Raw genomic sequence first — 18263 nt, 5'->3', positions numbered from 1 at the left:
GTCAGATATCCTGCACCAGCCGCCCGTAGAGATCGGGGCGGCGGTCGCGGAAGAAGCCGAACGCGGCGCGGTGGCGCTTGACGCGGTCGAGGTCGAGCGTCGCGGTGATCACGCCCGTCTCCTCGCGCCCGAGTTCGGCGAGGATGTCGCCACGCTCGTCGGTGATGAAGCTCGTGCCGTAGAAGGTCTGGCCGTGCTCGACGCCGATCCGATTCGCGGCGACCACGGGCACGACGTTCGATACGGCATGACCGACCATCGCACGCCGCCACAGCCGCGCGGTGTCGAGCGAGGTGTCGTGCGGCTCGCTGCCGATCGCGGTCGGGTAGAACAGCACTTCCGAACCCATCAGCATCAGCGCGCGCGCGGTCTCGGGATACCATTGGTCCCAGCACACGCCGACGCCGAGCGTCGTCGCATCCGGCCCCGGCCAGACCTTGAAGCCGGTATTGCCCGGGCGGAAATAGAATTTCTCCTCATAACCCGGCCCGTCGGGGATGTGGCTCTTGCGATAGACCCCCATCACGCCGCCATCGGGGCCGATCATCGCGAGCGAATTGTAGTGATGCGGGCCGTCGGCCTCGAAGAAGCTGGTCGGGATATAGACGCCCAATTCCTTGGCGAGGTGCTGCATCGCGAGCACCGCCTTGTGCACGCCGACGGGCTTGGCCTGCGCGAACAGCCCCTCATCCTCGACGCGGCAGAAATATTCGCCCTCGAACAGTTCGGGCGGCAGGATCACTTGCGCGCCCTTGCCCGCCGCCTCGCGCACGAGATCGGCGACATGCGCGATATTCGCGTCCATATCGGCGGAGAAGGCGAGTTGCAGCGCGGCGACGGTGATTTCGGTCATGCGCCGCCATATCGGGCTTCGTCGCGCCGATTCAAAGACGCAAAAGGGGTTTGCCGTGGAAAAGCTGTTCGAAACGATCGCGCAAAAGGCGACGGGCTGGGCCGGGCGCCCGCCCGCCTTCGTCATTGCGCTGTCGGTGATCGTGATCTGGGGCGTGACCGGGCCGCTGTTTCATTATTCCGACACGTGGCAGCTGGTGATCAACACCGGCACCACCGTGGTCACCTTCCTGATGGTGTTCCTCATCCAGAACGCGCAGAATCGCGACGCCTCGGCGATCCAGGCCAAGCTCGACGAGATCATCCGCGCGACCACCGATGCGCGCAACGCGTTCATCGGGATCGAGCATCTGACCCAGACCGAGCTCGAAGGGATCCGCGCGATGATCGAGCACGATTGCGGCGAAGGCTCGACCGATCACCACGCCATCGAACGGCTGATCGGCCGGCTCTAACCCCGCATCAGGCGGGCAGTTGCTGCGAGATGCAGTGGAAGCTCCCGCCGCCGGTCAGGATCGCATCGGCGCGCAGGCCCACCGCGGTCCGGCCGGGGAACAGCTGCTGCACCGCCGCGACCGCCGATTCGTCATTGGGGGCGCCATAGAGCGGTACCACCACCGCGGCATTGCCGATATAGAAGTTCATATAGCTCGCTGGCACGATCTCCTCGTCGCGCAGCACGCGGCCGGGCGACGGGATCCGCACCACCGTGACCCCCGGCATCGCTTCGGCGGTCGCTGCTGCAAGCTGATAGACCTGCCAGTTGGGATCGTTCTCGGCGGCCTGCGGGATCGCCAGCACGCCGGGCGCGACGAAGCGCGCGAGATTGTCGACATGCCCGTCGGTATGATCGTTCATCAGCCCCTCGCCAAGCCACAGCACCTGGTCGAGGCCGAGATCGTCGTGCAGCCGCCGCTCGATCTCGGCCTTGGTGAGCGAAGGATTGCGGTTGGGGTTGAGCAGGCATTGCTCGGTGGTGACGACGAGCCCGGTGCCGTCGCCATCGATCGCACCGCCCTCGAGCACCCAGTCGCACGGCGAGACCGGCAACAGCTTGCTCGCCGCGAGCCGCAGCCCGACATCGTCGTCGCCCGGCAGATCATATTTGCCGCCCCAACCGTTGAAGCGGAAATCGCGCGCGCTGTGGTCCGACAGGACGATCGGCCCGGTGTCGCGCAGCCAGATGTCGCCGAACGGCTCGACCACGATCTCGGCGAAATCCCCCGCCAGGCTGCGCGCAGCTTCGGCCGCATCCTCGTCGGCCACGACGAAGATGACGCGCTCGCCCCGCCCTTCGGCATGGACCGCGCGCCCGAACGCCGCGACCTCGTCGCGCGCGGCGTCGAGATCGTCCTCCCACAGCTCGGCATGGCTCGGAAACCCGATCCACACCGCGGCGTGCGGTGCCCATTCGGCGGGCGGCAGCAGCTTCGACATCATTATTTCCCTGCGCGACTCGTGTCGCGAACGGCGCGGAATTCCGCGGATTTGTACCAATTGGGCCAGTCGGTGCCATCGGCGAGCTGACGCCCCAGCGCATAATAGAGCTGAACGTCCTCGACCGCGCCCGACCAATCCCATGCCGCATTATATTCGTCCTGCGGCTTGTGATAGCGGTTTTGGATATAATCGAGCGTCGCGGCATGCCCTGCCGCTTCCCCGCCGACGCGCAGATCCTCGCCCGATTCGCCATAGAACATCGGCACGCCCAATTTGGCGAAGCTGAAATGGTCCGAGCGGAAATAGCTGCCGCGTTCGGGATTGGACTCGGGCTTGATCACGCGGCCCTGCGCTTCGACCAGCAGCTTCATGCGATCCTCGAGCTCGGACTTGCCCGCGCCGGTGACGACGAAATCCCTGGTCCGGCCGATCACGTTGAGCCCGTCCATATTCACCCCGCCGACGGTCTGCGCGATCGGATAGACCGGATGCTCGGCATAATAGCGCGAGCCGAGCAGCCCGCATTCCTCGCACGTCACCGACATGAAGACGAGCGAGCGCTTCGCCGGCCCGGCCTTGGCATTGGCCTCGGCGAGCGCGACGAGCCCGGCGACACCGCTCGCATTGTCGAGCGCGCCGTTGCAGATGTCGTCGCCCTTGACCGCGTCGCAGTGGCCGAGATGGTCCCAGTGCGCGGTGAAGAAGACATAGTCCTTGGGGGCCGTCTTGCCGGGCAGGATGCCGATCACGTTCTTCGACGCCTGGCGCTTGATCGTGTTGGCGAAGCTGACCGACGCCGTCACGCCGAGCGGCACGGCCGTGAAGCCCTTGGTCTTGGCGGCGGCGCTGAGCGTGTCGAAATCCTGCCCGGCGCTGGCGAACAATTCCTTCGCCTTGGCGAGCTGCATCCAGCCGATCGCCGCGCTCTGGTCGGCATGGTCGCCTTTCTCGTCGAGCTCGAGTTGCGGGCCGGTCCAGCTCGACTGCACGACGCCCCAGCCATACGCCGCGGGCTCGCTGTCATGGACGATGATCGCCGCGGTCGCGCCGTGGCGCGCGGCTTCCTCGAACTTGTAGGTCCAGCGGCCGTAATAGGTCATCGCCTTGCCCTCGAAGAGGCCGTCGCGCCCCGGCGTCTGCCAGTCGGGATCGTTGACGAGGATGACGACGGTCTTGCCGTGGACATCGACGCCGGCATAATCGTCCCACCCGCGTTCGGGCGCGGTGATGCCGTAGCCGACGAACACGACGGGCGACTCCTTGATCGCGATCGTCGGCGTGACGCGATATGTCGCGAGCACCACGTCGCTGCGATACTGCAGCGCGACCGGCGCCTTGCCGCCGCTGAAGGTCATCGGCGTCACGTCGTGCGCGGTCAGCTCGACGAGCGGCACGGGCTGGAACCAGCTGCCATTGTTGCCGGGCTTGAGCCCTGCTGCCTTGAAGCGCTCGACGATATAGTCGGTCGCCTTGTCCTCGCCCGGCGTGGTCGGCTTGCGGCCTTCGTACGCGTCCGACGACAGCGTCTTGGTGACCTGCTTGAGCGTCTGCACCGCGATCGCGGGCGCTTTGGGCGTGGTCTGCGCAGACGCGCCGCTGGCTAGGCCGGCAATGCCCAGCACTACGGTGAAAATCGGCACAACGCGCATCGGCACATATCCCCCGTCAGCTTGAGGACACCGTTCTGGCAGCCGCGTCGCACCAGCGCAACGGGAACGCCACCGGTTGCTTGCACCCCCGAAAAAAGCCGGTAGCATCTGCGCCAAGGGGGAATCTTCGTGAAAAAGACTAGCTTTGCGGTGGCGTTAGCCGCCTGTTTTGCCGCGCCACTGTCGGCTGCCGACAGTCCTGCGCCCGTGCCGAGCGACGCCGCCGCGCGCTTCGGCGCGCGCGAGGACATTCAGCAAGCCAGCCTTTCGCCTAGCGGCACGTCGATTGCCTATGTCGCGGCGATCAATGGCCGCGGCGCGGGATTGTTCGTCGTCTCGGTCGCCGACGGTGTCGCCAAGCCGATCCTCGCCTCGAGCGGCGATCCCGATCGACTGACCTCGTGCAAATGGTCGACCGACACGCGGCTGGTTTGCGGGATCTACATGATCCTCGACACAAGCGGCCTCACGCATCGCGGCTATAACGGCTATACCCGCCTGATCGCGATCGACAGCGACGGCAAGAATCTGAAGGTGCTCAGCGCTCGCACCAACGACCGATCGCTGGGCGCGGCGTTCGGCGGTGGCGACGTGATCGACTGGAACGGCGGCGCCCCGGGCACCGTCCTGCTGACGCGGCGCTACGTCCCCGAAGAAACCACCGGATCGCTGCTCGCCGAGACGCGCGAGGGGTACGGCGTCGATCGGATCGACACGAACACGCTGCGGCGCGCGACCGTCGAGACGCCCAATGACTCGGCGGACGATTACATCAGCGACGGCTACGGCACCGTTCGGGTCATGGGCAAGCGGATCAAGCTCAACTCGGGCTACAATAGCGACACGATCCTCTATTCGTATCGCAAGGCGGGCGACCGCGCCTGGCTGCCGCTCGGCACGCTCAAGACGACCGGAGGGGTGCTCTCAGGCTTCAACCCCTATGCCGTCGATCGCGATCGTAACCTGGTTTACGGCGTCGACAGCAAGGACGGGCGCAAGGCGCTCTTCTCGATCGCGCTCGACGGCAGCCTGACCAAGACGCTGGTGCTAGATCGCCCCGATGTCGACGTCGACAACCTGATCCGCATCGGACGCCAGGATCGTGTGGTCGGTGCAAGCTTCGTCACCGACAAGCGCCAGAGCGCCTTTTTCGACCCGGAGCTCAAGAAGCTCGCGGCGTCGCTGTCGCGCGCGCTGCCCGGGCTGCCGCTGGTCACCTTCGTCGATGCCAGCGCCGATGAGAGCAAGCTCCTGCTGTTCGCCGGTAGCGACATGGATCCGGGGCATTATTACCTGTACGACAAGACGACGCACCACCTCGCTGAGGCCTTCCCCGCGCGCGCCGGCCTCGCCAAGACGACGCTCGCCGCGGTCAAGCCGCTCACCTTCACCGCCGCCGACGGCACGCAGATCCCGGCCTATCTCACGCTCCCGCCAGGCAGCGACGGCAAGAACCTTCCGACCATCGTGATGCCACACGGCGGCCCCGAAGCGCGCGACGAATGGGGCTTCGACTGGCTCTCGCAATTCTTCGCCAATCGCGGCTACGCCGTGCTGCAGCCCAATTATCGCGGCTCGACCGGCTACGGCGTCGCTTGGTTCAACGACAATGGCTTCAAGTCGTGGCGTACCGCGATCGGCGACGTCAACGATGGTGGGCGCTGGTTGGTCAAGCAGGGCATTGCCGATCCGTCGAAGCTCGCGATCGTCGGCTGGTCCTATGGCGGCTATGCCGCGCTGCAATCCGCGGTGCTCGACCCGACGCTGTTCAAGGCGATCGTCGCCGTCGCGCCGGTCACCGACCTCGAGACGCTGCGGCAGGAGCGCCATGATTTTACCGACTTCACCGAACAGGATGCGCGGATCGGCAAGGGGCCGCATGTCCGCGAGGGCTCGCCCGCGCAGAACGCCGCGCGGATCACCGCGCCGGTGCTGCTGTTCCACGGCGACCGCGACCAGAATGTCGGGATCGAAGAGTCGCGGCTGATGGCAGCGCGACTGAAAGCGGCGGGCAAGTCGGTCGAACTGGTCGAGTTCCCGCATCTCGACCACCAGCTCGACGACAGCAGCGCGCGTGCCGCGCTGCTCGGCAAGGCGGACGGGTTTCTTCGCACGACGCTGAAGCTGCCCGCCCAATAACGAAAAAGGGCGGCCCGTTGCGGGGCCGCCCTTCTTGGTTCGGATCGCGCCGTGGCAGAGCCACGTCGTCGGACGGTGCCGTGGCACCGCCGGCCGAGCCGCTGATATCCGCTTGGCTCCAGCTTCGCCGGAGCCTTGCCTCAGCGGCTGTAGAACTCGACCACCAGGTTCGGTTCCATCTTCACCGGATACGGCACTTCGTCGAGGGCCGGCACGCGCGTGAAGGTAACCTTCGCCGCGCCGTCGGGAGCGACATAATCGGGGATTTCGCGCTCGGCGAGCTGCTGCGCTTCGAGCACCAGCGCCATTTCCTTGGCCTTGGTGCCGAGCGTGATCTCGTCACCGACGAAGCAGCGACGCGAGGCGATGTTGCACTTCACGCCGTTGACGCGGACATGGCCGTGCGAAACGAGCTGACGCGCCGCCCAGACGGTCGGGGCGAACTTCGCACGATACACGATCATGTCGAGACGCTGCTCGAGCAGGCCGATCAGGTTCTGGCCGGTGTCGCCCTTCATGCGGGCGGCTTCGGTGTAGCAGGCGCGGAACTGCTTCTCGGTCACGTCGCCATAATAGCCCTTGAGCTTCTGCTTGGCGCGCAGCTGGATGCCGAAGTCCGAGACCTTGCCCTTGCGGCGCTGGCCGTGCTGGCCCGGGCCGTATTCGCGCTTGTTGACGGGCGACTTGGGACGACCCCAGATGTTCTCGCCCATCCGGCGATCGAGCTTGTACTTTGCGCTTGAACGCTTCGACATGTGATATTCCTTGGCAAGTGCTTCGTGACAAGACCGCCTGCCGGGGCAGGAGATCGATACCCGGTATCGCTCTATCCAGATCTGTAAGGATCGAGGCAGGGCCACCACTTCACCGGGGTGCGGGGCCATTTGCGAAGGTGGGGGCCTAGCCGCGTGGGCCACGCGAGTCAAGCTGGACAGGCACGATCCGCCCCGCCAAGACCGCGGGCATGAGCGAGATCCTTTCCGGCCCCGACTGCGCCACCATGATCGAGGTCCGCGCCGGCGTCGACCAGATCGATCGCGACCTGGTCGCGCTGCTGGCGCGCCGCTTCGCCTATATGGACGCCGCCGCGCGGATCAAACCCGCGCGGACGGCGGTGCGCGACGAGGCGCGCAAGACGCAGGTCATCGCCAATGCGGTGGCCGCGGCGCAAGCGGCGGGCGTGCCCGAAGCGATCGTTGCCGACCTTTGGGAGCAATTGGTCGAAGCGTCGATCGCCTACGAACTGGCCGCGTTCGACCGACGCTGAGCGTTTAGCGCGGGACGTCGACGCCGTTGCCGCGGCTCTGGTTCTGGATATGCTCGGCCGAGCGCCGACCCTCGAGGTCGAGTGCCGCCCATTCGATCTTGGTGTGGCAGACGCGCTTGACGAACAGCGAGCCGGTCGATTCCTCGCTGCGGCAGACCTTCTTTTCCTTCTCGCCCGGTGCGGCCGCGGGGACAGGGTCGGCGGCATGTGCCACGATCGGAGCGCATATAAGCGCAAACGCCACTACCATTTTCATCGCAATCTCCGGGGAAGGGCTTGGGTGCGCTCGCAGAAAATCGTTGCGGCATCGCAATATAGTGGCGCGAAGCGACCATCAAGAGGCGCGCATTGTCTTTTTAGCACGTGCCCATGACACGCCGTTCGAAAGCGATGGCGAACGGCAGCCATTGGAGTTGATGACCAAGCAATCGGCACCTGATGCCCAACGTGCGCACGATTGCGACTCTCACCGCACATTGCGGGTCCCGCTAGGCGTAGGCTCAATCAGCACTCGACGGTCGCGTAATACCGGGGGGTACTTCCCGCGTACCATCGTCCCGAGCGGTATCGATTATTGGAACGACGGCGTTCCGACAGAATCGGTCTGCGCCTTGGAGATCGTGTTCAGCACCAAATTGCCGCGATCGACATCGCGGCGATGCCCCGAATCGACGTCAGCCCATTCCTTGGCGGCATGACATGTCCGGACCGGCATCCGCGAGCCGGTGATCACCGCCGTGCGGCAGGTAGTCTTGGGCTTTGCCGGCGACTGCGAAACGGGCGCGGTTTGCGCGAGCGCAGGTCCCGCGAACAACACAGCGACGATGGTCATAGAACAGCGTTTCATACCGTCTCCCCAAGCCGCTCCGTTATTCTTCAATCGTTTCGCTACGTCAACAGGTCGGATCGACTCTATTTTGCGGTTATTGCCCGCGTGGCGTCTTGCCCGACAGCGCCGACAACACCCCGCGCAACGTCCGCACTTCCTGCGCCGACCAGCCGGGCTTGGTCAGCAAGGTGCGCAGCGTCCGCCGCGTCACGGGCGTGCGGTCGGGCGGATAGAAGAAGTCGGTCGCGACGAGCATCGCGTCGAGCTGGCCGATCATCCCGTCGAGCTCGGCCTGGGGTGCCGCCTCGTGCAGCTCGACCGCCGGCGGCTGGGCGAGCCCCATCCCCTTCGACCATTCGTACGCGACCAGGATCACAGCCTGCGCGAGGTTGAGCGAGCCGAATTCGGGGTTGATCGGCACGGTGATGATCGTGCGGGCGAGCGCGACGTCATCGGTTTCGAGCCCCGAACGCTCGGGCCCGAACAGGATCGCGGCCCGGCCCGGCCCGGAATGGATCGCGGCGGCAGCCTGTTCGGGGGTCACCACCGGCTTGGTCACGCCGCGTTTGCGCACCGTGGTCGCATAGACATGGCTGCAATCGGCGACCGCCGCGGCGACGGTCTCATAGACTTGCGCACGCTCGAGCACGATATCGGCACCCGAAGCCGCGGGGCCGGCCGACGGATTGGGCCAACCGTCGCGCGGCGACACCAGCCGCATCTCGACCAGCCCGAAATTGAGCATCGCGCGCGCGGCCTTGCCGATATTCTCGCCAAGCTGCGGGCGGACGAGGACGAGGACGGGCGGCGGAACAGCCGGAAGCGTGCTCACGCCTTGCCGACCTCGCTCACCGTGCCGGCGAACTCCTCGAAATCGCGCGCCTCGCGGAAATCCTTATAGACGCTGGCGAAGCGGATATAGGCGACCGAATCGAGGCCTTTGAGCCCTTCCATCACCATCTCGCCGATCCGCCCCGAGCGCACTTCGCTCTCGCCCTGCGTCTCGAGCTGGCGCTGGATTCCCGAGACGAGCTTCTCGAGCCGCACCGCCTCGATCGGCCGCTTTCGCGCCGCGATCGAGACCGAGCGCAAGAGCTTCTCGCGGTCGAACGGCTCGCGCTTGTCCTCGCTCTTGAGCACCGTCAGCTCGCGCAGCTGGATTCGTTCGAACGTGGTGAAGCGCGCTGCACACCCTTCGCACTGGCGCCGGCGGCGGATCGCGCCGGCATCTTCGGTCGGACGCGAATCCTTGACCTGGCTGTCTTCATGTCCGCAAAAGGGGCAGCGCATCTTCTATTTGTTCAACTTTCGATAAGCGGCGTAGCCGACTCCGAGCAGAGCGCCCGTCACCAGCGAAAAGGGCAGCACGATCGCCGCCAGCGCGCCGACGACGGCGCCGCCGACGAGTCGGTTGCCGTCCTCGCCGCCGATCAGCGTGCTCGTCTTGTCGACCGCGCTGTCGAGTACTTCCACCACGTCGTCACCCACGGCGCGGGCCATGTCCTCGAAAGTGGTCTTGGGCTTCTCGTCACCAGCGTGGTCGGTCATGTCAGCTCTCCGGATAGATCGGGAACCGGTGACATAGTGCAATAACACGCTCACGTACAGCGGCTTCGACCGCGGGGTCGCCGCCTTCGCCCTTCTGGCGCAGGCCGTCGAGCACGTCGGCGACCATGTTGCCGATCTCGCGGAACTCGGCCGGGCCGAAGCCGCGCGTCGTGCCCGCGGGGGTACCGACGCGGATCCCGCTGGTCTTGGTCGGCGGCAGCGGATCGTTGGGGATGCCGTTCTTGTTGCAGGTGATGTTCGCCCGCTCGAGCGCTTCGTCGGCATCCTTGCCGGTGACCCCGAGCGGGGTCAGGTCGATCAGCGCGAGATGCGTGTCGGTTCCGCCCGAGACGATCTCCGCGCCACGCTCCTTGAGCGTTGCCGCGAGCACCTTGGCATTCTCCATCACCGCGGCGATGTAGCTTTTGTAGCCGGGCTCGAGCGCCTCGCCGAACGCGACCGCCTTGGCGGCGATGACGTGCATCAGCGGACCGCCCTGGAGCCCCGGGAACACCGCCGAATTGAACTTCTTGCCGAGCGCCTCGTCATTGCTGAGGATCATGCCGCCGCGGGGCCCGCGCAGCGTCTTGTGCGTCGTCGTCGTCACGACATGCGCATGGGGCAGCGGCGAGGGATGCAGGCCTGCTGCGACCAGCCCGGCGAAATGCGCCATGTCGACCATGAAGAACGCGCCGACCTCGTCGGCGATCGCGCGGAACTTGGCGAAATCGATCTGGCGCGGATAGGCCGAGCCGCCCGCGATGATCAGCTTGGGCTTGTGCTCGCGCGCGAGCGTCGCGACTTCGTCGAAGTCGATCAGATGGGTCACCGGATCGACGCCATACTGCACGGCGTTGAACCATTTGCCCGACATCGCCGCGCGCGCGCCGTGCGTCAGATGGCCGCCGGCATCGAGGCTCATGCCGAGGATCGTCTCGCCCGGCTTGACCAGCGCCAGCATCACCGCGCCGTTCGCCTGCGCGCCCGAATGCGGCTGGACGTTGACATAGGCGCAGGCGAACAGCTGCTTGGCGCGGTCGATCGCCAGCTGCTCGACCTCGTCCGACGGGTGGCAGCCCTGGTAATAGCGCTTGCCGGGATAGCCTTCGGCATATTTGTTGGTGAACACCGAGCCCTGCGCCTGCAGCACCGCCTTCGACACGATGTTCTCGGAGGCGATCAGCTCGATCTGCGTCTGCTCACGCGTCAGTTCGTGCTGGACGCCGGCGAACACTGCGGGATCGGCCTCGGCCAGGCCGCGCGTGAAGAAACCGTCGGGCTGGACGTCGTGGAGGATGGTAGGGTTGGTGCTCATGCCGGGTCCTTCGCGAGAGCTGGGGCGCCGAGCTTGTCGACGCGGGTTTGATGGCGGCCACCGGCGAATTCGGTGGTCAGGAAAGCGGTGACACATGCCTTGGCCATGTCCTCGCCGGTCAGCCGCGCGCCGAGCGCGACGACGTTGGCGTCGTTATGCTCGCGCGCCAGCGCGGCGGACAGCGGTTCCGAGACGAGCGCGCAGCGCATCGCCGGGTGGCGATTGACCGCGATCGAGATGCCGATGCCCGAGCCACACAACGCAATGCCGCGCTCGGCCGCACCCGTCGCGACGGCGTCGGCGAGGCGATAGCCGAAATCGGGATAATCGACGCGGGCGTCGCTGTCGGGGCCGAGATCGACCACGTCATGCCCCTCCCCCACGAGCCAGGCAGCGAGCAGACCTTTCAACGCAAAAGCGGCGTGGTCGGAGGCGATGGCGATGCGCAACGGAGGCGCGCTCCCAATGGAGTTGAGCGGATCGCCAGCGCTTTAGCCAAGCATGCGCGAAATTGCCACACTCAAGCGCGCAGAATTGCCGCGTGGCGATTGCGATGCATCGCGGCCGCGGCTATGATGTTGATCTGTGATAGATTCAGCGCCCCGCCACCCCGCCAGTGCCGTCGCCGAGACGGCCGACGCGGCGCGTGTCCGGCTGGTCGAAGCGCTGATCCGCACGGGCGAGGAAGATCGCGCGGCGTTCCGCGATCTCTATTCGCTGACCTCCGCGAAGCTATTCGGGATCTGCTACCGTATCTGCGGCGAAAGGCAGGCTGCGGAAGACGTGTTGCACGACGTATATCTCACCATCTGGAAACGCGCCGGCGCTTACGAACCCGCACGCGCCAGCCCGATCACCTGGCTGGCGACGATCGCGCGCAACCGGGCGATCGACTGGCAGCGCGCGCAGACCGTGCGCCGCTCGACGCCGATCGAGGATGCGCCGCCGATTCTCGACACCGCGCCGCTCGTCAGCGAGACGATGCTCGAGGACGAGGCGTCGCACCAGCTGCACGCGTGTCTCGACAGTCTCGAGGAGCGGCAGCGCGCCGCGATCCGCACCGCCTTCTTCGATGGCGTGACCTATGCCGAGCTCGCCGAGCGCGAGGCGGTGCCGCTCGGCACGATGAAGAGCTGGGTGCGCCGTGGTCTCGCGCGTCTGAAAGCGTGTCTCGAGGGATGAGCGACGTGCCACCCTCCGATGTCCATGACGACGATCTGCCCGACATGACCGCGGGCGAGTTCGCGCTCGGCCTGCTCGACGGCGACGCGGGTGCGGCCGCGACGCGGCGCGTGCTGGCCGAGCCGGCGTTCGCGCGCTCGGTCGAGGCCTGGCGCCTGCATTTCGCGCAGCTGTTCGCGCAATGGCCTGAAATGCCCGCGCCCGATCTGTTCGCGCGGATCGAGCGGTCGCTGCACGGCAGCGGCGCGGCGACCGTCGCGACACTGCCGGTGCGCACGCCGAGCAAGCTGTGGCCGGGCATCGCCGCGCTTTCGAGCCTCGCCGCCGCGGCCTTGCTGGTCGTGCTGTTCACGCGTCCGCTCGCCGTACCGCCGCGGCCTCAGGCGCCGGCCACGCCACGCGTGGTCGAGACCGGTCCGACCTTGGTCGCCTCGATCACGCCGACCGCGAAGGGCGCGCCCGTCACCGTCGTCTATAATGCCGGCGCCGGGTCACTCCGTCTCACCGAGGCGAGCCTGGCCGATGCCAAGCGCACCGCCGAACTGTGGGTGATCCCGGCGGGCGGGACGCCGCATTCGCTCGGCCTGCTCGCAGCGCATGGCGGCACGGCGTTGACGCTCACCGCGGAAAATCGTGCACGGATTACCGCCGGCGCGACGCTCGCCGTGTCGCTCGAGCCGATCGGCGGCTCGACAACCGGGCTGCCGACCGGGCCGGTCGTCGCAACGGGTGCGCTCTCGCGCGTTTAAGCGTTTCGCGAATAGGTCCGATTGCATCCGTAACGGCTGCTGCCGCGTAGCTCCGCCGCGTCCGGTCCACCGGGCGAACCGTTGGAGAGAAGCCCATGAACCGCACCATCCGCACCTCGATCGTTGCCGCCGCAATCGCCCTCAGCGGCGCGTCGCTCGCTTATGCCCAGACCAACCCGATGGTCGGCGGCGCCGCGATGTATCCGACCAAGAATATTGTCGAGAATGCCGTCAATTCGAAGGACCACACCACGCTCGTCGCCGCGGTCAAGGCCGCGGGTCTCGTCGAGACGCTGAGCGGCCCCGGCCCGTTCACCGTCTTCGCCCCGACCAACGCCGCCTTCGCCAAGCTGCCCAAGGGCACGGTCGACACGCTGCTCAAGCCCGAGAACAAGGCGACGTTGGCCGCGGTGCTGACCTATCACGTCGTGCCCGGCACGATCACCGCGCAGGACATCGCCGCCAAGGCCAAGGCCAATATGGGCAAGGCGACCTATACGACCGTCCAGGGCGGCACGTTGACCTTCATGAAGTCGGGCAATGGCTGGGGCATCATGGACGGCAAGGGCCACAAGGGAAAAGTGACCATTGCCAATGTGATGCAGTCGAACGGCGTGATCCACGTCATCGACACCGTGATGATGCCGTAAAGTTTGTTGCGCGGGCGTGCATCCAGCGATGCCACCCGTGCGTATCTACCGCGTCGTTGCCCCAAGCAGCGGCGTGTAACACCGTCGTCGGATCCCCTCCTTTGCGACGAACGGTGGCGTAAACGGACCTGTCGGCCCCCCTTTAGCCGGCAGGTCCTTTTCATTTGGACGCGATCCCGTCATGGAAGCGTCACCGGATCGTCGTAGTGCGTGTGCCCTACCGCTCGCCGCACTCTTGGCGGGATCGTCCGGCAGGAGAGTTTTTCATGGCCAATGCCCTCCGATCGCTCAAGGACCGCGTGGTCCACCGTCCTGGCAAACGCCCGGTCAAGAACCGTGCGGTGCGCAACGCCGTGCTGCAGCACAAGCATCTCTCGAAACAGGGCCTGCTCGAACGCGCCTTCACTTTCGCGTTTCGCGGCCTGGTTTATGCGCAGATCTGGGAAGATCCCGCGGTCGACATGGAAGCGCTCGCCATCACGCCCGACAGCCATGTCGTCACGATCGCCTCGGGCGGGTGCAACATGATGTCGTACCTCACCGCCGACCCGCGCGCGATCACCGCGGTCGATCTCAACCCGGCGCATATCGCGCTCAACAAATTGAAGCTCGTCGCCGCGCGGCATCTGCCCGATTACGACGCCTTCCACCGCTTCTTCGCGCAGGCCAACAGCCGCCAGAACGTGCTCGCCTATCGCACCTATATCCGCCCCCATCTCGATGCGACGTCGCTCGCCTATTGGGAAGGCCGCGACATGGTCGGACGTCGCCGGATCGGCGGGTTCGCCAAGAACGTCTACAAGCGCGGGCTGCTCGGCAATTTCATCGGCGTCGCGCACCTGCTGGCACGGCTCAACGGGGTGAACCCCAAGGTCCTGCTCACCGCGAAATCGATCGAGGAACAGCGCGAGATCTTCGACCGCGAATTCGCGCCCTTCTTCGACAAGGGCTTCGTCAAATGGATTACCGATCAGCCTGCCTCGCTCTTCGGGCTCGGCATTCCGCCCGCGCAATATGAAGCGCTCGCCGGCGACGAGAAGATGGCGGTGGTGTTGCGCGAGCGGCTCGAAAAGCTCGCCTGCGACTTCGACATCAAGGACAATTATTTCGCCTGGCAGGCGTTCGGCCGCGGTTACGGCAAGGATGCCGCCGCCCCGCTGCCGCCCTATCTCCAGCGCGACCATTATGCCGAGATCGTCGAGCGCGCCTCGCGGATCGAAGTGCGCCACACCAATTTCACCGATTATCTCCGCGAGCAGGGCGACGCCTCGCTCGACCGCTATATCCTGCTCGATGCGCAGGACTGGATGACCGATGCGCAGCTGACCGACCTGTGGAGCGAGATCACGCGCACGGCCAAGCCCGGCGCGCGCGTGCTGTTCCGCACCGCCGGCGAGCCGACGATCCTGCCCGGCCGCGTGCCCGACGCGATCCTCGGCAAGTGGCAGTATCGCGCCGAAGATTCGCTCGATTACACCAAGCGCGACCGCTCCTCGATCTATGGCGGCGTCCACCTCTACGTGCTCGGATGAGCGACGCGGCAGCGGTAGAGGCGGCGTCGGGACATGCCGGGCAGATGGATGCGATCTACCGGTCGCAGCGCCATATCTATGATCTGACGCGCAAATATTACCTGCTCGGGCGCGACTCGCTGATCGCCGGGATCGCCCCGCCAGCCGGGGGCAGCGTGCTCGAGATCGGCTGCGGTACCGGGCGCAACCTGATCGCCGCGGCCCGCAGATGGCCCGACGCGCGCTTCTTCGGGATCGATATTTCGGAAGCGATGCTCGAGACCGCCCGCGCGAAGGTCGCGGCGGCGGGGTTGAGCGGCCAGATCGTGCTCGCACAGGGCGATGCGACCGCGTTCGACGCGACCGCGCTGTTCGGCGTGACGCACTTCGACCGGATCTTCCAGAGCTATACGCTGTCGATGATTCCCGACTGGCGCGGCGCGATCCGTGAGGGTGCCGACAAGCTCGCGCCGGGCGGACGGCTCGACGTCGTCGATTTCGGCCAGCAGGAGCGTTTGCCGCGGGCATTTCGCGCCGCTTTGTTCGCCTGGCTCGCCAAGTTCGACGTGGCGCCCCGCGCGACGCTGCAACCCGCGCTGATCGAAGCGGCGAGCGAGGCCGGGGCGACCGCGCGCTTCCGCCCGCTCTATCGCGGCTATGCCTGGTCGGGCAGCATCATGCGCCCCGCGGCATGAACCCGCCGCAGCTGCCGCGCTGGCTCGGGCTCGCGGGGCTGCTGCCGCAGCTCGCGGCGGCGGCGGTGGTGCTGAGCGGAGATCCGGCGCTGCGCTTTGCCGCGCTGTCGCTCGGCTACGCCTATGCCGCTTTGATCCTGAGCTTTCTCGGCGGACTGTGGTGGGGGATCGCGGCGAGCAAGGAGCGCCCGCCCGAATGGCTGTGGGTCGCCGCGATCGTCCCCTCGCTCATCGCGCTCGCCAGCGCAGTGCCCTGGGCGGTCGGCGAACCGTGGCCGGGGCCATCTCTCGTCCTGCTAGGCGGCGCCTTGATCGCGGCGCTTGGCGTGGATTGGCTCCTCGCCAAGCGCGGGCTTGTCCCGATCTGGTGGATGCGGCTGCGCATCCCGCTGTCGCTCGGCCTGGGGCTGCTGACGCTGTTGATCGGGGCGCTCTGATCAGCGGCCGAAGAGCAGCCACAGCAGCAGAATGACCGGGATCGGCACGCCGATCAGCCATAAGATACAACCCTTACCCATAGTTTCCTCCTCTGATTTCAGAGACGTAACGAAGGGTGCACGGGGCGGTTCCGCGGCTTTCGCGGGCGGCGCAGGCCTGTGATAAGCCTGCCGGCATGAACAAGCCGGTCCGCCGCGCCGTCGAGTCCGTCCCCGAGACGCTGTTCACCGCGCGCGAGTATCTGCGGATGCACGACGCTGGCGCCTTCAATGACATGAACGTCGAGCTCGTCCGGGGGGAATTGCGCAAGATGATGTCCGGGGGCTTCTCGCATGGCGAGATGACCGCCAGGCTGATCACAAAACTGATCACCGCCTACTCCTCAACCGACCGTCGATTGGCGGTCCATCTGATGATCGGCATCGGTCCGCTGACGATCCGCGGCGCGGACATTGCCGTCGTCCTGCCCGACGTACCATCGCGTGGCCCAGTCCCGCCGGATCGCGTTGTGCTGATCGTCGAGATCGCCGTGACCACGCTCGGCACCGATCTCGGCGAGAAGCAGACAGAATATGCGGAAGCGGGCGTGCCCGACTATTGGGTCGCCGATGTCGGCGCGAGCGTCATGCACGTGATGCGTTCGCCCGAAGGCGACCGCTACGCCGAGCGTTCCGTCGTCCCGTTCGACCAGCCGCTCGCGGTGCCAGGCACGTCCGCGACAATCACCGTCGCTTAGGCCGCCTTGCGCAGCTCCAACCGGCTCCAGATCTCGACCAGCGCATCGGTCAGATCGCGCATCATCGCGGTGTCATGCGCAGGCCCCGGCGTGAAGCGCAGCCGCTCGGTGCCGCGCGGCACGGTCGGGTAATTGATCGGCTGAACGTACACGCCGTATTCGGCGAGCAGGATATCGCTGATCTTCTTCGCCTTGATCGGATCCCCGACCATCAGCGGCACGATATGCGTGGTCGAATCCATCACCGGCAGGCCGGACTCGGCGAACAGCGTCTTGAGCATCGTCGCCGCGGCCTGCTGCCCGTCGCGCTCGACGCTCGACGCCTTGAGGTGGCGGACTGCGGCCAGCGCGCCGGCGACCAGCACCGGCGACAGCGAGGTGGTGAAGATGAACCCCGGCGCGTACGAGCGGATCACGTCGATGATCGTCTGGTCGGCGCTGATGTAACCGCCCATCACGCCGATCGCCTTGCCGAGCGTCCCCTCGATGATCGTCAGCCGGTGGGCGACGCCGTCGCGCTCCGAAATGCCGCCGCCGCGCGCGCCGTACATGCCGACGGCATGGACTTCGTCGAGATAGGTCAGCGCATTGTAGCGGTCGGCGAGATCGCAGATCTCGGCGATCGGCGCGACATCGCCGTCCATCGAATAGACGCTCTCGAACGCGATCAGCTTGGGCACCGTCGGATCGGCAGCAGCGAGCAGCTCCTCGAGATGCGCGACGTCGTTGTGGCGGAAGACGTGCTTCTCGCACCCCGAATTGCGGATCCCCGCGATCATCGAAGCGTGGTTGAGTTCGTCCGAGAAAATCACGCAGCCCGGCAGCACCTTGGCGAGCGTCGCCAGCGTCGCCTCGTTCGAGACGTACCCGCTGGTGAACAGCAAGGCGCCTTCCTTGCCGTGCAGATCGGCAAGCTCGGCCTCGAGATCGACATGGTAATGCGTGTTGCCGCCGATATTGCGCGTGCCGCCCGAGCCCGCGCCGACATCGTGCAGCGCACCTTCCATCGCGGCGATCACATCGGGGTGCTGGCCCATCGCGAGATAGTCGTTCGAGCACCACACCGTAATCGGCTTGGGGCCGTTATGCCCGGCAAAGCAGCGCGCGTTGGGAAACGCACCCTTGTTGCGCAGGATGTCGATGAAGACGCGATAGCGCCCCTCGACATGCAGACGATCGATCGCCTGCGTGAAGATTCGGGAGTAATCGACTCCGCGAGGCGGTGTGTCCACGTCCATCGCCGCGATCTAGACCTTGATCGCG

The 18263-nt window shown here is 66.3% G+C and carries 22 protein-coding genes; 10 read left to right on the top strand and 12 right to left on the bottom strand.

What is annotated here, in order from left to right:
* Position 1: 1 nt before the first annotated feature.
* Positions 2 to 853 (bottom strand): N-carbamoylputrescine amidase, encoded by an 852-nt coding sequence (gene aguB, locus EAH76_RS13325; RefSeq protein ID WP_140850758.1) that lies wholly within the window; start codon positions 851 to 853, stop codon positions 2 to 4.
* A gap of 55 nt (positions 854 to 908) precedes the next feature.
* Between aguB and EAH76_RS13320 the strand changes: the two genes are divergently transcribed.
* On the top strand, positions 909 to 1307 hold the full coding sequence (locus EAH76_RS13320) for a low affinity iron permease family protein (protein ID WP_140850757.1): 399 nt from the start codon (positions 909 to 911) through the stop codon (positions 1305 to 1307).
* 7 nt (positions 1308 to 1314) lie between these two features.
* Here the strand turns inward: EAH76_RS13320 and EAH76_RS13315 are convergent, their stop codons facing one another.
* Both EAH76_RS13315 and EAH76_RS13310 read right to left on the bottom strand, forming a co-directional pair.
* Positions 1315 to 2289, bottom strand: a complete 975-nt coding sequence (locus EAH76_RS13315) for an agmatine deiminase family protein (RefSeq protein WP_140850756.1) — start codon at positions 2287 to 2289, stop codon at positions 1315 to 1317.
* Positions 2290 to 2291: 2 nt separating this feature from the next.
* Positions 2292 to 3941, bottom strand: coding sequence for a M28 family metallopeptidase (locus EAH76_RS13310; protein ID WP_140850755.1), 1650 nt, complete (start codon positions 3939 to 3941; stop codon positions 2292 to 2294).
* Positions 3942 to 4070: 129 nt separating this feature from the next.
* Here EAH76_RS13310 and EAH76_RS13305 point away from each other — a divergent pair, with 129 nt between their 5' ends.
* Positions 4071 to 6080, top strand: coding sequence for an alpha/beta hydrolase family protein (locus EAH76_RS13305; protein WP_206667872.1), 2010 nt, complete (start codon positions 4071 to 4073; stop codon positions 6078 to 6080).
* Positions 6081 to 6220: 140 nt separating this feature from the next.
* Here the strand turns inward: EAH76_RS13305 and rpsD are convergent, their stop codons facing one another.
* The gene (gene rpsD / locus EAH76_RS13300) at positions 6221 to 6835 is read right to left on the bottom strand and encodes a 30S ribosomal protein S4 (RefSeq protein ID WP_010184468.1); all 615 of its coding nucleotides are present in this window, start codon (positions 6833 to 6835) and stop codon (positions 6221 to 6223) included.
* 209 nt (positions 6836 to 7044) lie between these two features.
* Here rpsD and EAH76_RS13295 point away from each other — a divergent pair, with 209 nt between their 5' ends.
* Positions 7045 to 7347 carry a chorismate mutase gene (locus tag EAH76_RS13295; protein ID WP_140850754.1) on the top strand — a complete coding sequence of 101 codons (303 nt, stop codon included), beginning with the start codon at positions 7045 to 7047 and terminating at the stop codon, positions 7345 to 7347.
* A gap of 4 nt (positions 7348 to 7351) precedes the next feature.
* Here the strand turns inward: EAH76_RS13295 and EAH76_RS13290 are convergent, their stop codons facing one another.
* The 7 genes from EAH76_RS13290 to rpiB form a co-directional block, all read right to left on the bottom strand.
* A complete protein-coding gene (locus EAH76_RS13290; RefSeq protein ID WP_140850753.1) occupies positions 7352 to 7561 on the bottom strand; it encodes a hypothetical protein in 210 nt (69 codons plus the stop codon).
* A gap of 357 nt (positions 7562 to 7918) precedes the next feature.
* A complete protein-coding gene (locus tag EAH76_RS13285; protein WP_140850752.1) occupies positions 7919 to 8179 on the bottom strand; it encodes a hypothetical protein in 261 nt (86 codons plus the stop codon).
* A gap of 91 nt (positions 8180 to 8270) precedes the next feature.
* The gene (locus EAH76_RS13280) at positions 8271 to 9008 is read right to left on the bottom strand and encodes an RNA methyltransferase (RefSeq protein ID WP_140850751.1); all 738 of its coding nucleotides are present in this window, start codon (positions 9006 to 9008) and stop codon (positions 8271 to 8273) included.
* Positions 9005 to 9466 (bottom strand): transcriptional regulator NrdR, encoded by a 462-nt coding sequence (nrdR, locus tag EAH76_RS13275; protein ID WP_133191383.1) that lies wholly within the window; start codon positions 9464 to 9466, stop codon positions 9005 to 9007. The genes EAH76_RS13280 and nrdR overlap by 4 nt, the downstream gene beginning before the upstream one ends.
* Before the next feature lie 3 nt (positions 9467 to 9469).
* Positions 9470 to 9724: a hypothetical protein gene (locus EAH76_RS13270; RefSeq protein WP_140850750.1), complete on the bottom strand. Its 255-nt coding sequence runs from the start codon at positions 9722 to 9724 to the stop codon at positions 9470 to 9472.
* A 1-nt stretch (position 9725) separates the two neighbouring features.
* Positions 9726 to 11039: a serine hydroxymethyltransferase gene (glyA, locus tag EAH76_RS13265; protein WP_140850749.1), complete on the bottom strand. Its 1314-nt coding sequence runs from the start codon at positions 11037 to 11039 to the stop codon at positions 9726 to 9728.
* Entirely contained in the window at positions 11036 to 11488 is a 453-nt protein-coding gene (gene rpiB, locus EAH76_RS13260; protein ID WP_140850748.1) for a ribose 5-phosphate isomerase B, read from the bottom strand. Before rpiB ends, glyA begins: the two co-directional genes overlap by 4 nt.
* A gap of 136 nt (positions 11489 to 11624) precedes the next feature.
* On the opposite strand from rpiB, the gene EAH76_RS13255 reads away from it, so the two are divergent.
* The 7 genes from EAH76_RS13255 (at position 11625) to EAH76_RS13225 (ending at position 17000) form a co-directional block, all read left to right on the top strand.
* The gene (locus EAH76_RS13255) at positions 11625 to 12221 is read left to right on the top strand and encodes a sigma-70 family RNA polymerase sigma factor (protein WP_241659687.1); all 597 of its coding nucleotides are present in this window, start codon (positions 11625 to 11627) and stop codon (positions 12219 to 12221) included.
* On the top strand, positions 12218 to 12970 hold the full coding sequence (locus EAH76_RS13250) for an anti-sigma factor (RefSeq protein WP_140850747.1): 753 nt from the start codon (positions 12218 to 12220) through the stop codon (positions 12968 to 12970). Before EAH76_RS13255 ends, EAH76_RS13250 begins: the two co-directional genes overlap by 4 nt.
* 95 nt (positions 12971 to 13065) lie before the next feature.
* Complete coding sequence (locus EAH76_RS13245) at positions 13066 to 13620, top strand: fasciclin domain-containing protein (protein WP_140850746.1); 555 nt, start codon at positions 13066 to 13068, stop codon at positions 13618 to 13620.
* A 266-nt stretch (positions 13621 to 13886) separates the two neighbouring features.
* A complete protein-coding gene (locus tag EAH76_RS13240) occupies positions 13887 to 15152 on the top strand; it encodes a DUF3419 family protein (RefSeq protein ID WP_241659686.1) in 1266 nt (421 codons plus the stop codon).
* The gene (locus EAH76_RS13235) at positions 15149 to 15826 is read left to right on the top strand and encodes a class I SAM-dependent methyltransferase (RefSeq protein ID WP_140850745.1); all 678 of its coding nucleotides are present in this window, start codon (positions 15149 to 15151) and stop codon (positions 15824 to 15826) included. The genes EAH76_RS13240 and EAH76_RS13235 overlap by 4 nt, the downstream gene beginning before the upstream one ends.
* Positions 15823 to 16263 (top strand): DUF3429 domain-containing protein, encoded by a 441-nt coding sequence (locus EAH76_RS13230; protein WP_140850744.1) that lies wholly within the window; start codon positions 15823 to 15825, stop codon positions 16261 to 16263. The genes EAH76_RS13235 and EAH76_RS13230 overlap by 4 nt, the downstream gene beginning before the upstream one ends.
* Positions 16264 to 16439: 176 nt before the next feature.
* Complete coding sequence (locus EAH76_RS13225; protein ID WP_140850743.1) at positions 16440 to 17000, top strand: Uma2 family endonuclease; 561 nt, start codon at positions 16440 to 16442, stop codon at positions 16998 to 17000.
* Here EAH76_RS13225 and hemA read toward each other — a convergent pair.
* On the bottom strand, positions 16997 to 18238 hold the full coding sequence (gene hemA, locus EAH76_RS13220) for a 5-aminolevulinate synthase (RefSeq protein ID WP_140850742.1): 1242 nt from the start codon (positions 18236 to 18238) through the stop codon (positions 16997 to 16999). The two genes, EAH76_RS13225 and hemA, sit on opposite strands and share 4 nt — an antisense overlap.
* Between the last annotated feature and the right edge of the window lie 25 nt (positions 18239 to 18263).

The sequence above is a fragment of the Sphingomonas glacialis genome (genome assembly GCF_006439055.1).
In the GTDB taxonomy this organism is placed as follows: domain Bacteria; phylum Pseudomonadota; class Alphaproteobacteria; order Sphingomonadales; family Sphingomonadaceae; genus Sphingomonas; species Sphingomonas glacialis_A.
The sequence above is the reverse complement of the archived record's forward strand: the minus strand, read 5'-3'. Positions and strand labels throughout refer to the sequence as shown.